Annotated in this window: 11 protein-coding genes; 4 read left to right on the top strand and 7 right to left on the bottom strand. The window is 60.0% G+C overall.

Annotated elements, in window-relative coordinates; genetic code table 11:
* Positions 1–53: 53 nt before the first annotated feature.
* Positions 54–2,135, bottom strand: a complete 2,082-nt coding sequence (locus tag H6B30_RS12810; protein WP_205111223.1) for an HD family phosphohydrolase — start codon at positions 2,133–2,135, stop codon at positions 54–56.
* Positions 2,136–2,670: 535 nt separating this feature from the next.
* Here H6B30_RS12810 and gltX point away from each other — a divergent pair.
* The 3 genes from gltX to H6B30_RS12795 all read left to right on the top strand — a co-directional run bounded on the left by gltX (position 2,671) and on the right by H6B30_RS12795 (position 6,922).
* Positions 2,671–4,188, top strand: coding sequence for a glutamate--tRNA ligase (gltX, locus tag H6B30_RS12805; RefSeq protein WP_205111221.1), 1,518 nt, complete (start codon positions 2,671–2,673; stop codon positions 4,186–4,188).
* Between the two features lie 8 nt (positions 4,189–4,196).
* The gene (locus H6B30_RS12800; protein ID WP_205111219.1) at positions 4,197–5,414 is read left to right on the top strand and encodes a 3-deoxy-D-manno-octulosonic acid transferase; all 1,218 of its coding nucleotides are present in this window, start codon (positions 4,197–4,199) and stop codon (positions 5,412–5,414) included.
* Positions 5,415–5,830: 416 nt separating this feature from the next.
* Positions 5,831–6,922, top strand: a complete 1,092-nt coding sequence (locus H6B30_RS12795; protein WP_205111217.1) for a metallophosphoesterase — start codon at positions 5,831–5,833, stop codon at positions 6,920–6,922.
* 407 nt (positions 6,923–7,329) lie between these two features.
* Here the strand turns inward: H6B30_RS12795 and H6B30_RS12790 are convergent, their stop codons facing one another.
* Entirely contained in the window at positions 7,330–8,361 is a 1,032-nt protein-coding gene (locus H6B30_RS12790; RefSeq protein WP_205111215.1) for a DUF4421 family protein, read from the bottom strand.
* Between the two features lie 87 nt (positions 8,362–8,448).
* Between H6B30_RS12790 and H6B30_RS12785 the strand changes: the two genes are divergently transcribed.
* Positions 8,449–8,607, top strand: coding sequence for a hypothetical protein (locus H6B30_RS12785; protein WP_205111213.1), 159 nt, complete (start codon positions 8,449–8,451; stop codon positions 8,605–8,607).
* A 658-nt stretch (positions 8,608–9,265) separates the two neighbouring features.
* Here the strand turns inward: H6B30_RS12785 and H6B30_RS12780 are convergent.
* The 5 genes from H6B30_RS12780 to porK all read right to left on the bottom strand — a co-directional run bounded on the left by H6B30_RS12780 (position 9,266) and on the right by porK (position 15,033).
* Positions 9,266–9,883, bottom strand: coding sequence for a porin family protein (locus tag H6B30_RS12780; RefSeq protein WP_205111211.1), 618 nt, complete (start codon positions 9,881–9,883; stop codon positions 9,266–9,268).
* A 113-nt stretch (positions 9,884–9,996) separates the two neighbouring features.
* Positions 9,997–11,028, bottom strand: coding sequence for a type IX secretion system ring subunit PorN/GldN (porN, locus tag H6B30_RS12775; RefSeq protein WP_205111209.1), 1,032 nt, complete (start codon positions 11,026–11,028; stop codon positions 9,997–9,999).
* 25 nt (positions 11,029–11,053) lie between these two features.
* Complete coding sequence (porM, locus tag H6B30_RS12770; RefSeq protein ID WP_205111207.1) at positions 11,054–12,619, bottom strand: type IX secretion system motor protein PorM/GldM; 1,566 nt, start codon at positions 12,617–12,619, stop codon at positions 11,054–11,056.
* 90 nt (positions 12,620–12,709) lie between these two features.
* Positions 12,710–13,588 carry a type IX secretion system motor protein PorL/GldL gene (gene porL, locus H6B30_RS12765; protein WP_205111205.1) on the bottom strand — a complete coding sequence of 293 codons (879 nt, stop codon included), beginning with the start codon at positions 13,586–13,588 and terminating at the stop codon, positions 12,710–12,712.
* Complete coding sequence (gene porK / locus H6B30_RS12760; RefSeq protein ID WP_205111203.1) at positions 13,585–15,033, bottom strand: T9SS ring complex lipoprotein PorK/GldK; 1,449 nt, start codon at positions 15,031–15,033, stop codon at positions 13,585–13,587. The genes porL and porK overlap by 4 nt, the downstream gene beginning before the upstream one ends.
* Positions 15,034–15,036: the final 3 nt, after the last annotated feature.

The following is a 15,036-nucleotide window of genomic DNA, read 5'->3' as shown; positions in this document are numbered from 1 at the left end:
AACGGCCAGGAAGCCCTCCTACCCAGCGCCAGTAAAATACGGCCCCGGCAGCGTCAAGACTGCTTCTTGTCGTCGGCCGAGGGCGCTTTCTTCAGTTCCGGGTAGCTCACACGGGTGTGATAGATGGTCTTCAGCTTCTCGATAAGCACCGTCTTGGAGTAAGCTATGTCGCGGAAGGTTATCGGACACTCACGGAAGAAGCCGTCGGCAAGCTGCCCGTCGATGATCTTGTTAACCAAGTCGCGTATCGACTGGTCGGTGTATTCGGCCAGCGAACGTGACGATGCCTCTACCGAATCGGCCATCATCAGTATTGCCTGCTCGCGTGTGAACGGGTTGGGGCCGGGATATGTGAACAGCAGTTCGTCGACATCGTCGCCCGGGTGCTCGTTCTTGTACTTCACGTAGAAGTACTTGGTCTTGCCCTGTCCGTGGTGCGTGCTTATGAAATCGCGTATCACAGACGGCAGGTTGTACTTGTCGGCCATCTTGAGCCCGTCGGTGACGTGGCTGATTATTATCTGCGCGCTCTCTATGCACGACAGGTTTTCATGGGGGTTGACGCCCGACTGGTTCTCGGTGAAGTATATCGGGTTGTTCATCTTGCCTATGTCATGGTACAGAGCGCCCGTGCGCACGAGCTGGCTCTTGGCCCCTATCTTGTTGGCAATGGCCGCCGCGAGGTTGCCCACCTGTATGGAATGCTGGAAAGTGCCTGGCGCCACCTCGCTCATGCGCTGCAACAGCTCGTTGTTGGTGTTCGAGAGCTCTATCAGCGTGATGTCGGAAATGAAGCCGAACGTCTTTTCCACCACGTAGAGCAGCGGGTAGGCAAAGAGCAGGAGCACACCGTTGACGATGAGGTAGTTGTAGTTTGTCATGTCGAGGCCAGCCAGTTCCGACGCGTGCATGAGGTCGAAGGCGAAGTTGATGGCCGCCGCCGCCAGCGTGACCACTATGGCAGCCTTGAACAGCTGCGAGCGGTACTGCAGTTCGCGCAGGCTGTATATGGCAGTCATGCCGGCCACTGTCTCGAGCACAATAAACTCAAACGGGTTCTGCAACATGCAGGCGCACACCAGCACCATGGCCAGGTGGGTCATGAGGGCCGTGCGCGAATCCATGAACACACGTATGAATATTGGCACGATGGCGTAAGGCAGCAGGTAGACATGGAACCACGTGTTGCGCACCAACAGCGATGTGAGCAGCGCGAAGATTATGATCAGGCAGTAAAGCATGGCTATACTGCGCGACTTGTCAAAGTAATCCTTGCGGAAAAGGCTAAGGTAAACCGTGAACGCAATGATGACTATGAGCACATAGAGCGCCTCGCCGGCCGTGGTCATGCGTATCTGGCGCGTGTCGCGGCTGCGCCGCTCGTTTTCCTTCTTGAACGAGTCAAGAATGCGGTACACCTTCTCGTCGACGATGCCTCCGCGGTCAATGATTTTCTGTCCCTTCTGAACCACGCCCACGGCCAGTGGTATTCCGTTCATGAGGTCGTTGAGCGCAGTGCTGCTCTTCTCCCTGTCGTAAACCACGTTGGGCGTGATATAGTCGTTGAGGTCGCATTTTTGCAGTATCTGCCTGTGCTGTTCGAGCGTCTCGTCGATGAACAGACTCTCGTAGGCGGTCTTCGTAGTATACAGCGAGTTGAGCCTCACGCTGACGGCGCTCTTGCCGCTTACTATGCGTATGGTGCGCGAAGTGTCGGTGTTGAGCTTCTTGTAGTCGGCCGCACTTATTATCCCCCGCCGGTAGAGAGCGTGCAGCCTGTTGGCTATAATGCTTATGTAGTCGTCGCTGAGCCCGGGAATCCCGTTGCTGAAGTCGGACACAAACTTGCGCACCTGCTCCCCCTCGGCGTCGCTGTTCAGCCGGTAGTATGGCTCATAGGCGCCCAGTATGCTGTCGCGCTGCTGCCTTATGGCCTCCTCCGACTTGTATATCGGGAAGTCGAAAGGCGCCGTGAGGTCGCCATACTTCCACGGCTTGCCCTGCTCCACGCGGAAATAGTTGCGGCTGTCGTTGGGCATGGCCCACACCGTTATGGCCACGGTGCAGATGATGACAGCAGCACGCACGAGTATGTCGCGCCACGTTATGTCTTCCCTATTGTTGAATGTGCTCATAAGCCATGAATGATTTCAAGTCTGGTTTGCGATTGCGAAAATACGAAAAAAAACTGATACGGCAAAGTGGCTGTGTGATTATTTGGCCTTCAAGCCCGCCAGCGACGTGTGCCGGGGTGCAGAAGCCGGTTGATAGCGTGGCGCTGACACATGGCGCCGGGCTACTGGCCGCGGCCTGCCACGGGCGGCCTTTTTGTTTACAACCGATGGCACGGCAGGGCCGGACGGGGTGCCGGGGAATGCCGTACAGGCCGCGCCACGCCACAGGGCCGCCCGTCAGGCCACACCTGGCCACCTTTTCTACGAGGCAGTCATATCGCCGGCGCAACCCGCTGTAGCACAAAGCGTTGCAAATCGGCACCGCGCCCACCGGCGATTTTCTGGCAGCCCCCGTACCCGCCCCTGCCGCCCGGCGAGCCTGCCGCAGGCTGCTTTTATGCAGGAATAAGCTGATAAATATGGTGGAAAAGTATAAATAGTGAAAAATTTATTGTAATTTTGCACAAAAATATTTGCTGATATAGATTTTATTATAATGGCGGAGAGAAGAGTAAGGGTGCGCTTCGCGCCCAGCCCAACCGGGGCATTGCACATCGGCGGCGTACGCACCGCACTTTACAACTATATGTTTGCACGCCAGCACGGCGGCGACTTGGTGTTCAGGATAGAAGACACCGACTCGAACAGGTTCGTGCCCGGCGCCGAGGAATACATCATTGAGTCGTTCAAGTGGCTCGGCATAACGTTCGACGAGGGGGTTTCCTTCGGAGGCGACAAGGGCCCGTACCGCCAGAGCGAGCGCCGCGACATATACAAGGAATACGTCAGGCAGCTGCTCGACGCAGGCAAAGCCTACATTGCCTTCGACACGCCCGAGGAGCTGGAAGCCAAGCGCGGGCAGGTGCAGAACTTCCAGTATGACGCCCACACGCGCCTGTCGATGCGCAACTCGCTCACCATGAGCAAGGATGAAGTGGACAGTCTCATAGCCCAGGGGGCCCAATACGTGGTGAGATTCATGGTTGAGCCGGGGCGCGAGGTGCATGTCGACGACCTCATTCGCGGCGACGTGCGCATAAAGAGCGACATCATCGACGACAAGGTGCTATACAAGAGCGCCGACGAACTGCCCACCTACCACCTGGCCAACATCGTAGACGACCACCTGATGGAGATAACCCACGTGATAAGGGGCGAGGAATGGCTGCCCAGCGCCCCGCTCCACGTGCTGCTCTACGAGGCTTTCGGCTGGGCCGACACCATGCCCCGGTTCGCCCACCTGCCACTGCTGCTCAAGCCCGAGGGCAAGGGCAAGCTGAGCAAGCGCGACGGCGACAGGCTCGGGTTCCCCGTCTTCCCGCTCGAGTGGCACGACCCCAAGAGCGGAGAAGTGTCGGCGGGGTTCCGCGAAAGCGGCTATTTCCCCGAGGCCGTCATCAACTTCCTCGCCCTGCTGGGCTGGAACCCGGGCACGGAGCGTGAGCTATACAGCCTCGACGAGCTGTGCCAGCTGTTCGACATAACCAAGTGCAGCAAGGCCGGAGCCAAGTTTGACTACAAGAAATGCATCTGGTTCAACCATGAATACATGCTCATGAAGAGCGACGACGAGGTGGCCGCGCTCTTCGCCCCCATAGTGAGGAGCCACGTGCCGGCCGCCACCGACAGCCAGGTGCGCGCCGTGGTGGCCATGATGAAAGACCGCGTGAACTTCGTCAGCGAGCTGTGGCCGCTCTGCTCTTTCTTCTTCGTGGCGCCTACGGCCTACGACGAGAAGACCCGCCGCAAGCGCTGGAAGGAAGACTCGGCCCGCGTAATGGGCGAACTGGCCGCCCTGCTCGAAGCCACCGACGACTTCTCGATACAGGCACAGGAGCACACCGTGGAGCAATGGATTCAGGACAAGGGCTACAAGCTGGGCGATGTTATGAACGCATGGCGCCTGACGCTCGTGGGCGAAGGCAAAGGCCCGGGCATGTTCGACATCTCGGCATTCCTCGGCAAGGATGAAACCATTGCACGCATGAGGCGTGCCATCGACACACTCGGCTGACAAGCGCAATGTACGACATAGCGATATACATCTACATGCTTGGCGTGGCAATAGCCAGCCTGTTCGACTCGAAGGTCAAGAAGATGTGGCACGGCGAGCGCGAAGCCTTCGACGTGCTGAAACGCAAGGTCGACCCGGCGGCGCGCTACGTGTGGTTCCACGCCGCCTCGCTCGGCGAGTTCGAGCAGGGCAGGCCTCTGATGGAGCAGCTCAGGCGCGAGCATCCCGAGTATAAAATACTGCTCACGTTCTTCTCTCCGTCGGGCTACGAGGTGCGGAAAAACTATTCTGGCGCCGACATTGTGTGCTACCTGCCCCTCGACACGCGCCTCAACGCCATACGCTTCCTGAGGCTCGTGAGGCCGGTAATGGCTTTCTTCATCAAGTACGAGTTCTGGTACAACTACCTGCACATACTCAAACACCGCGGCATACCGGTCTACAGCGTGTCGAGCATATTCCGGCCGGGCCAGGTGTTCTTCCGCTGGTACGCCCGCAGCTATGCCGGCGTGCTCAAGTGCATCACCCACTTCTACGTGCAGAACGAGGTGAGCCGCCAACTGCTGGCCTCGCTCGGCATCACCGAGGTGACCGTCGCGGGCGACACGCGCTTCGACCGCGTGCTGCAGATAAGGGAGCAGTCGAAATGCCTGCCCATTGTGGAAGCATTCGCAAAAGGCAGCAACGTGTTTGTGGCCGGCAGCAGCTGGCCCCCCGACGGCGACGTGTTCATACCCTACTTCAACAGCCGCGACGACTGGAAACTGGTCATTGCGCCCCACGAGATAGGCGAAGACCACCTCAGGCAGATAGAGCAACGCGTGGAAATGAAGACAGTGAGGTACACCCAGACCACGCCCGACGAAGCCGCCCGGGCGCGCTGCCTCATCATCGACTGCTTCGGACTGCTGTCGAGCGCCTACCGTTACGGCTGCGCAGCCTATGTGGGCGGCGGCTTCGGGGTGGGCATACACAACGTGCTCGAGGCCGCCGTGTGGGGCATACCGGTGATTTTCGGCCCAAACAACAAGCACTTCCAGGAAGCGCAGGGGCTGATGGCCGCCGGCGGCGGATTCGAGGTGGGCTCGGCCGACGACTTTGCCTCGCTCATGGACGGATTCGCCGGCGACGGCAACAGGCTGGCCGAGGCCGGCAAAGACGCCGCCAATTTCGTGGCGGGATGCACCGGGGCAACTGCCAAGATACTGGCCGACGTACCGCTGTGACAACGGCACCGCCGCCCAGGCCATGCATCTTCGCTCGGGCGGCAGGGCAACGGCGCGGCGCACGGCTAACGCAACAGCAGGCCGTGAGCCGCGCCGACTTCTCTTGCTGCGGCACCAACAAGCCTGCACGGTGGCAGACGCAACGCCGCCTACGGCATGGGACGGCCTCGGGGCAAACAGGCCATCGGCCACCAATGCGGCTGCATCACGCCGCCGGCCCGGCATGCCGGCACACATTGCCGAAAGCAAGGCGGGCGGCTGCGTGGCCGGGCTGCGGGCAAGATGCCGGCATGACGGCGAAAGCGCCCGGCAGGCGCGGCAACGACACCTAAACGACATACTGCGGCCTGGCGCCCGGCATGGGCTGAAGCCGCGGCCAACGAAACCAACTACTAAAGCATAAACAGACAACCGACATGTGGATAATTATCTTTTTCGTGCTGCCACTGGCCGGGCTGGCATACGCCCTGTGGCACATCTGGTGCCTGCTGCCGTTCGGGGCACCATGGCGCGGGGCTATAGTGGCAATGTGCACCCTGGCCTTCCTCACCCTGTTTCTCAACTTCTCGCGGCTCATCGACAGGCTGCCGCTCGGACTGGCCTCGGCATGCTATGAGACAGGCAACTCTTCGATATTCATACTGCTCTACACCGTGATGGCGTTCCTGCTGCTCGACATCGGCAGGCTGGCCCACGTGGTGCCGAGGTCGTGGCTGCACGCCAACGGCTACACAGCAGCCGCCCTGCTGGCGCTGATGGCCGTAACGTTCACCTACGGCTACTTCAACTACAGGCACAAGGTGAGGCAGCCGCTGGAGCTTGCCACGGCCAAGGACATAGGCCGCGACATGAAGGTGGTGATGATGAGCGACCTGCACCTGGGCTACCACAACCGGCGAAAGGAACTGGCCCGGTGGGTGGACATGGTAAACGCCGAGCGCCCCGACCTGATACTCATCGCCGGCGACATCGTGGACGGAAGCCTGAGGCCGCTCGAAGAGGAAGGCATGGCCGACGAGCTGAGGCGTCTCAACTCCCCGGTGCTGGCCAGCCCGGGCAACCACGAGTACATAGGGGGGATGGCCGAGGCCGAGAGGTTCATGGCCGAGGCCGGCATAACGCTGCTGCGCGACAGCGTGGCAACGGTGGGCGGACTGTGCGTGATAGGGCGCGACGACCGCTCGAACCCGCGGCGCAAGAGTGTGGCCCAGCTCATGGGCATGGCCGACAGCAGCAAGTTTACCATCGTAGTAGACCACCAGCCATACCACCTGGAGCGCACCGAGAGGGCCGGAGCCGACTTCCAGCTCAGCGGCCACACGCACCGCGGCCAGCTGTGGCCCATATCGTGGATAACCGACGCCGTCTACGAATGCTCCTTCGGACAATGGCAAAGGGGCGGCACGCGCTACTATGTGAGCTCGGGCATGGGTATATGGGGCGGCAAGTTCCGCATAGGCACTCGCTCGGAATATGTTGTGGCAACTATAAAGAGGGCCACCCGATAAACACAGGGGGCTTAAACGTACATGGAGTTAGGGAGTTATAGGACAATGGCATTATTCAATGAATTGTTTTAGGAGTTAAGGAGTTAAGGGGAGTAAAGGAGTTAAGACAATGGTTTAGTGGATATTTTGGAGACAGGAGGCAGGAGACAGAAGTGCAGACAGTTGTCCTCTAACTCCATATAACTCCAAAAATCCCGCAAGAAGAACCATTGCCTTAACTCCTTTACTCCCCTTAACTTCCTAACTCCTAAATATACCCTAAACTATTGTCCTCTAACTTCTTGTAACTCCTTCTACCTTCCTCTAACTCCAAAATACACAAAAACTATTGTCTTAACTCCTTTACTCCCCCTAACTCCTTAACTCCCCAAAAGCCCCCTGGATTTATCCAGTGAGCCCAAAAGAGGCTATAGCTTTACGCCTACGAACATGCGGGCGCGCCACTTGGTGTTGCCAACCGACAACTGGCGGCTGTCGCCCAGGTGTGAGGTGTTGACCACGGCGGTCATGCCAACGAAGTATCTGTCGAAGTGGCGCACCACGGCCATGCGCCCCACGGCTATGACGTTGGGAAACCGGTAGGGCATCTTCTCGCGGCCGCCGGGCGTGGTGAGGCGGCTGCGGCTGAACACCACGAGCTCGGGCAGCGTCGAGAGGTGCAGCAACCACTTGCCTCCCACCACCCAGTTGTAGCCGTAGCCCGCGCCTATGCCGGCACAGATGATGCCCAGCGTGCGCTCGCCCGACAGCCCGTCGGCACCCTGGGCCGACTTGAGGCGGCCGCCCATGAGGGTAAGCCCGAGCATGAAGCTGCCGCTGCTGCGCAGTTGCAGCCACGACTGGGTGAACGCGGCGGGAAACGAGAAGCGCCGCCCGCTGAACACATAATATGCGTTTACCGTCAGCATGTCTTGGCTGACGCTGCCCACAGGCACGTCGCGGTCGCCCACCCCGCCGCCGAGCGTACCCTCGTATGTCTTCGACGACTGCAGTATGACGTCGGCACCACAACGGTTGCCGTAGGCGTTGAGGATCAGCTCGTAGTCTCTGTCTTCGCCCGTAAGCTTGGCCGGGTTGAGCGCCACGCCCACCGACAGGCCGCGGTATGAGGCGCCGAAGCTCAGGGTTGTTCTCAGCTTGGCCTCGAGCCTGGCCTCGTAGGGAGCGCCGCCGTACACGCCACGGGTGTCGATGTCGGAGCCCGAACAGTTGATGCGCACCTTTAGCCTCAACCGCTCTGGCGCACGGCGCAGGTAGGTGGTGTCCACGCGCGCGCTGTCGCGCGTGTCGCGGCGGTTGAGCATGCTGTCGATGGCATGCCTGACTCGCGCCACACGCACGGGCAGGCCGCCGTCGCGGCCAAGGGTGTCGGCAGCCACCGACGCGCGCACAGGGGCGACGCACAGCACTGCCAATACGGCCAAAGCTATTGTCCTCATACTTTTCATAACGCAAGGGCGGCCCGATTATTTTGCACTGTCGGGCGTTTTTGCTATCTTTGCAGCCATCATCAACACACGACGACAATGAGACCAACCACAAAGACGGCATGCGCCCTGCTGGCGGCAGCCCTGCTCACGGCAGGGTGCAAGACGGCAACGGGCAACAGCGACAGCAGCAGCAACACACAGACGCAGACCGACGCCCGCACGGGGGCATCGCCCGGAGGGGGCGGCGGCAGGTAGGCAAAAACCGGCCGGCTGGCTGCCGGAGGCTTCTTGACGCAGCCGATGCCCCATCAGACAGGGCGTTTTCCACAAAAGCAAATGCACACGCCTTAACGCGCACACCGGTTGCAGCCTCTGCATAAGGCCCAGCGTGGCCAGCCGAGGCAAGGCGGCAACAAGGCTGCAAGGTGAGGAGGGATGTGGCTGCAAAGCCAAATGCAAACACAGAGACCACTGTTTCGCTGCCTCGCAGGCCATCGGTGGCCATGCCATACAAAGCATTAGGCATCGTGCAGCCGCAGCAACTAACCCACGGCCGTGGCCCAACGCGCCACGCTCCAGGCGGTGGCCGAGGCCTGTGAGCGCTGAAACGGGGAGTGGCTTGGCGGCTGCATGATCATGCAGTTGGGCCTGACGGCCCATGCCCTAAGCCGACCGGTGACAGGCCGCCAGCCATGCGGCCATGCGAAACGGGTCGTTTCACAATGCGAAACAGGCCGTCTTGCAATGCAAGACGGCCTGTTTTGCCGTATGGAATGGCACTGGCGGCCAACAGCCTCGGCCTCAGCCATTTAGGCAGGCATAGGCAACGAGGTGGAAGGAGGGCACAAACCATTGCACTGAAGCAACGGGCGCGGTTGCCCAACCCGCTACATTGGCCATCGCTGCAGGGCCATCAGAAATAGTAGGCTGCCGACACCTGCCATGCGTTGGCACGGCCTTTGGTAACCTGGTTCCAGGTGTTGTCGACCACGTCCAGCACGTTCACCTCACCCGTCTTGCCGCAGGCAATGTTGTAGGTGAAGCCAATTTCGAGGTGCTGGATGAGCGACACGCCCGCACCGACGTTGATGCTGAAGTTGGTCTTGCTCATGTCGTAATTGATTCCATCGTCAAACGAGAACGTCTTGTCGCCGATGTTGAAGCCGAACTGCGGACCTGCAGCAAGGTAAATGCCGGCCATGCTGCCCAGCCCGATGTTGTAGCGCAGGTTGATGGGAATGTTTATCGCGCGCTGCTTCAGCGTAAGCTCGTCGCCTTCGTCGCCCACCTTGGCGTCGCGCTGGTCATACAGGGCGGCGGCATCGATGCCCAGTCCCACCAGCGGCAGGGTGAACTTTACCGTCGGGCCTACGAAGAATCCCGTCTGGTTTGACTTGTCAATCACGTCGGTGCTGAAACTCATGTTGGTCACGTTGAGTCCGCCCTTTAGTCCGAACTTAATCTGTGCCTGGGTGGCCGTGGCCGTCATGAGAGCCACGACGAAAAGAATGGCTGTAAAAACTCTCTTCATAATTGTTATTGTTTGATTGATAATAGTAGGCTACGGCTGCACCGCGGCATTGCGACCGACACAAGCCGACCGCCGGCAAGCGCGGCCGGCGGGCCGGCCACAGCCACGTGCCGTCAGTGGCGCTGGCGGCGCACGGTGACGCGCGGGGCCGACGAACCCGACGACACAGGCGTCGACGAGCCGACCGACGAGCGGCGCGAACGGCGGTTGCGCTTCTTCTCTGCCTTCTTGGCTGCCTTGACAGCCTTCGGGTCGTTCTTGGCTATGCTGTCGAGCGAGTCTTTGCGCTCCTGGTCGCCGAATATGTTCTGCTCAAACTTGGCCAGCTCGGCCTCTATGCGCCTCTGCTCCTTGGTGAGCGCAGAGTCGGTGGTGCAGTACTGGGCGAGCGTGCGCCCGAGCATGTTGTTGGTCTTGTAGATGCTGCCCTCGTAGCGATTGAGCGTGAAATAGTCGGCCATGCTCATCGTGGCGGCGTTGTTTAGGTTGCTGGTCATCACCTCCTGGCGGCTGAGGAACGGCTCGAGGTCGGAATACTTCACCCAGAACAGCGGATACTTCGACGGTTCCCCGCCGAAATCGTCGTCGCGGGTCATCACCGGGCAGATGGCTATCACCTTGCGGTGGAACGACGAGTTGGCCTGATCGAAATAGGCGCTCTCCTTCAGGTAGTACGACTTTACCTCGGCCGACGGTATGTCGCTGTTGTCAACCCTTACCTTGCCGTTGCTCTCTTCGTAGAATATGTGGTAATTGTCGAGCACGGTCTTCATCTGCACCTTGGCCGAGTCGGTGAACGCCTCGTTGCCGTCGAGCCTGTATTCGTAGACGGGTATGTAGCCGTTGAGTGCCAGCTTAAACACGTAGGTAAACAGGTTCAGCTGCCTGCCTATGGGCTCCACGGGGTAATACAGGCCTGCGTTGGCATCTTTCATGAGGTCTATCTCGCGGTAGATGTCGCGCCGCCACACCACGTCCTCGGGCATGTCGATTGTTGTGGGGAACATCAGCTGTGCACGCCTTGTCATCTGCCCCGAGGCCTGCTGGGCCTGCTTGGCGGCAGCCTGGCTGCGCCTCATCTTGGGTTGTGCCGATGCCGCCCCCGCGGCAAGCGCTATGATTGTAATGAACAACAGTCGTTTCATATCTTAAAAGGCTTTATGTCTGGTTTTACTTTACAATGACCTCCATCGACGTGGGCAGCGTGCGCTGGAGCCCGTCGGGGCCTACGGCCGTGACGCGCGATATGTAGAACCGGCGGTTGCGGGCCAGGCGGCGGAACGTTGTCTTCTGCCTGTCGGAGAACTTGTCGCCGTCGCTCACCATGGGCACGGCGTTGCCCATGTTGTCGAAGAACACCGTCTCGAAGCTGAGCACGCGGAACCCTATGTCGAGTATGCCGTCGTCGATGGCCGCCCCGATGCCGTCGGCAGCCATGAGGCTCGCCTTGGGCAGGCCGCCGCCCTTGTATCGCGTGGGGTTGCCGTGCTCGTCGGCCATGGCTATGTATGCCGTCGGGTCGGGCAGCTTGCGCACACGGAACGTGAACTGGCCCATCTGCTGCACACGGCCGGTATTGGTCGACGACACGGTGATGGTCACGTCCTTGCCGATGGCGGTGGGACGGGCTATGTAGCGGCCCGGGCCCACGGGCTGCAAAGTGCCTCCGGTCATCGTCGCCGTCACCTTGTTGAGCGGCACACCGGGCACGCTGACGCTTATCGGGTTGCTGTAGCCGGCATAGAGCATGTTCATGAGGTCGGCCGAGACGGTGGCGCTGGGGTCGACAACGGTGTATTTCTGGCTGAAATCGCGGCGCACGCGCTCTCCGTTGCCGTTGAGCATCTCGATGTATCCGGCCAGGGTGAAGTCGCCGGTACGCGAGCATACCGTCTCGTAAAGGCCGTCCTTGAGGTTCATCTTGCGGTTGCCGATGTATATCTCGGGCACCTGGGTGGTATCGACGGCGGCCATTACGATGTGAGCCGAGAACTTGTCGCCCCGCACGATGGTCTGCGAGTTGGGTATAACGAAGGCATTTAGCGAGTTGACACGTATGTCCTTCAGGTCGATGTTCGACACGAGCGTGTGCAAAACTTCGCCCTCTGCGTAGCGCACATCGCTCTGGAGCTTCGACAAGAGCGTGACGGCCGCGGCCACGGGCATGTCTTCAAACATGTACTCCTGCCAGTTCTTGCCCATGGTCTGTATGTTGTGGGGCACGTCGGTAGACAGGTTGCTGCTGATGATGGCCTTCTGCGTGGGGTCGGTAACCATGGCCAGGATGCGCTCGCGGAACGAGTTGATGGCGTCGTAGAGCTTGCGGCCGCGCCCGCGCCCGGGGGCAAGCATCACTTGGTTGGCTGCCTCGAGGTCTTCCTTGCCCACGATGTTCTTCACATCTCCGTCTTCGCCGTCGGCCTCTTTCACTATGGCCACCTTCAGTTCGTCAGCAAAGTTATACAGCGAATCGCTCATGCGCCTGACGGCCTGGGCCTTGTCGAACCATGCCTTCACCTTAGCCGGGTTGGCCTTGAGCTGCTCGCTGAAATCATCGTATATGACCTGGTTCTCCTTCGCGGAGTTGGCCGTTGTGCGGCTCAGGCTCTCCTCCACGATGGAAAAGCCGTTGAGCACCTCTGTCGAGACGTTCAAGGCGAGCATGGCCATAAGGACGACATACATAAGGTTTATCATCTTCTGGCGCGGGGAAACAGGTCTTTTCTTTATTGCCATATCGTTATATTTTCCAATCGGGCGGCCGCCGCGTCACGGCAGGGGCCTCCCATGTAAACAAAAATGCCTCGGCACGCTCGCCGCCGGCCGTCAGTCCTTGAGCGGCGCGGCTGCCTTCATGTTGACAGTCATGGCTTCTATCATGCGCGAGTAGATGGCGTTGAGCTCGGCTATCTGCTCTGCCATGCGGCGCGACTGCTCGTTGATTTGGTCGATGGTGCCAATCTGTGCGCTCGCGCCCTTGAGTTGCATCTCGTAAACCTTGCATATTCCGGTGAGGGTGCGGTTGAGGTTTTCCATCTCCTCGGAGTCGCGGGTGAGCCGCTGGCTCTGTTCCGACACCTTGGCGAGCATCTCCGTGAGGTTGCGCAGCTCGTCGATGTAGTTGGCGGTGGCCTCCTCCATCTCTTTTGCGGCCTCCTCCATCTCGGGGGTGACCTGTGGTTGCGGCTGCACAAAGGCCATGCCGCCCAACGGTACGGCCACCGAAGCCCCCTGCGGGCCCTGAGCCACCGACGCCACGGCGCCCTCGGTGGCGCCTTCTGCGGCTGCGGCGCCATCGGCTGAAGCCGCCGCGACAGCGTCGGACGGCGAGCCCAATATCACCGTACCGCCGCCACCGTAGACCACGGGGCCGGCACCGGCCGCCTGGGCAGGCTGCCCGACAGCGCCGGCAGCGCTCTCCTCGGCTTCTTCTTCGCCGAAAGCGTGGGTAGGCAAGTCCTTTCCGTCGGCCGTCTTGTCGAACGGTCGGTCGAAGGCCGAGATGAAGAACACAATCACCTCGGTGCCCATTCCGATGTAGAGCATTATGTTTGCGCCGGGCAAGTGAGTGAGCTTGAAGAGCGTTCCGAGGATAACGATGGATGCACCCCAGCTGTAAGCGTAATTAAGGAACGTCTGGCCGGGCACGCTGTCGAGCCACTTCTGCAGGCGGTAGATTATGTTGAACTTGCTGTATTCAGTCATCTCTTCTTCGATTTTTTGATTTTCTCACTTGTGGTATTGGCCAGGCTGCGCACACACCTGAACCCGATGTACGACCGCGGCTGGTTTTGGTACTCGTAGGAGCGCCATGCCGAGCGTATGTAAGACTCGGGGTCTTTCCACGACCCGCCCCTAACGCTCTTGCGCTTCAGGCGGTACGGGTCTTCGAGGGCGGCCTTGTATTCGAGCTGCGGGTTGATGTCGTTCATCATTTCCACCCCGGCCTCGGTGTAGACGGTGCTTGTCCATTCGGCCACGTTGCCCGCCATGTCGTAGAGCCCGTTGGTGTTTGCCTGGTAGATGCCTGTCTTGCTGGTTATCAGGTTGCCGTCTTTGGTGTAGTTGCCGTTGTCGGGCTTGAAGTTGGCAAAGAAGCATCCGTCGCCGCTCGCGGTGTTTTCCATTTCCCATGGGAACTCGTCTTGGTTCTTCCCCCTGGCGGCATACTCCCACTCGGCCTCGGTGGGCAAGCGGTAACGTTGCACGAACTGTGCGGCGCGCCCCAGGCCCCTGAGCAGGAACTCTGTGCGCCATACGCAGAAGGCGTTGGCCTGTTCCCACGTCACTCCTACCACGGGGTAGTCGTTGTAAGCCGGGTTGCTGAAGTAGAGCCTCATGTACGACTCGTTGTCGGCATTGGGGAAGTCGTTCACCCAGCATGTGGTGTCGGGGTAAATGTTTACGATGTAAGTGTTGAGGAAGTCCCACGGGCCGCTCCTGGGGCGGTTGATGGTCTGCCTCACCACCCTTCCCTCGTCGTCGATGTATGCAGTGTCCTTCGATATCCACACCTGCTCGTCGGGGTTTACGCGCACGTCGGTGTTGAGGTTACGCTGCGCCGGGTCGGTGCGGTACTTGCGCTTGGCCGCCTCGGCATAGTCGTAAATCTCGTATCGGTAGTTCATCTGGCTGGCGTCGAGCATCTTCTCGCCGGTCACGGGGTTGGTGGTATATACGCTCTCGATGGCCCTCAGCTCGTCTTCGTTGGGCTTGCGCGGGATGGCTTTCTTCCAGTTGAGGTACGGCTTTACCGGGTCGCCGTTTTCGTCTTCCTCTATCTTGTATGTCTCGTCGCCCCCGTATGCCGGGTCGGCCAGCCGTTCGCGTATTATGGAGTCGCGCACGTAGTACACGAACTGGCGGTACTGCGAGTTGGTGATTTCCTTCTCGTCCATCCAGAAGCCTTCGACAGAGATGTCCCTTACGGGAGTCTGCTTTCCCCACAGGCTGTCTTCCTTTTCCAAGCCCATCTTGAGGTGGCCCCTCGGTATCATCACCATCCCGTAGGGCGTAGGCTCCGAGAAGGCCTTGCCGCCCGTGCCGGTGACCTCGCCTCCCGACGCCATCGACGCCTTGCCGCCGAAGCATCCCGCGAGCGAGAGCGTCGCCACGGCGCAGAGTGCCGTTATGATTGTTCTCTTGTCCATATC

This window comes from Marseilla massiliensis (assembly GCF_016899955.1).
GTDB lineage: Bacteria > Bacteroidota > Bacteroidia > Bacteroidales > Bacteroidaceae > Prevotella > Prevotella intestinigallinarum.
Note: the sequence above shows the minus strand (reverse complement) of the source record. Positions and strands in the feature narration are given on the sequence as shown.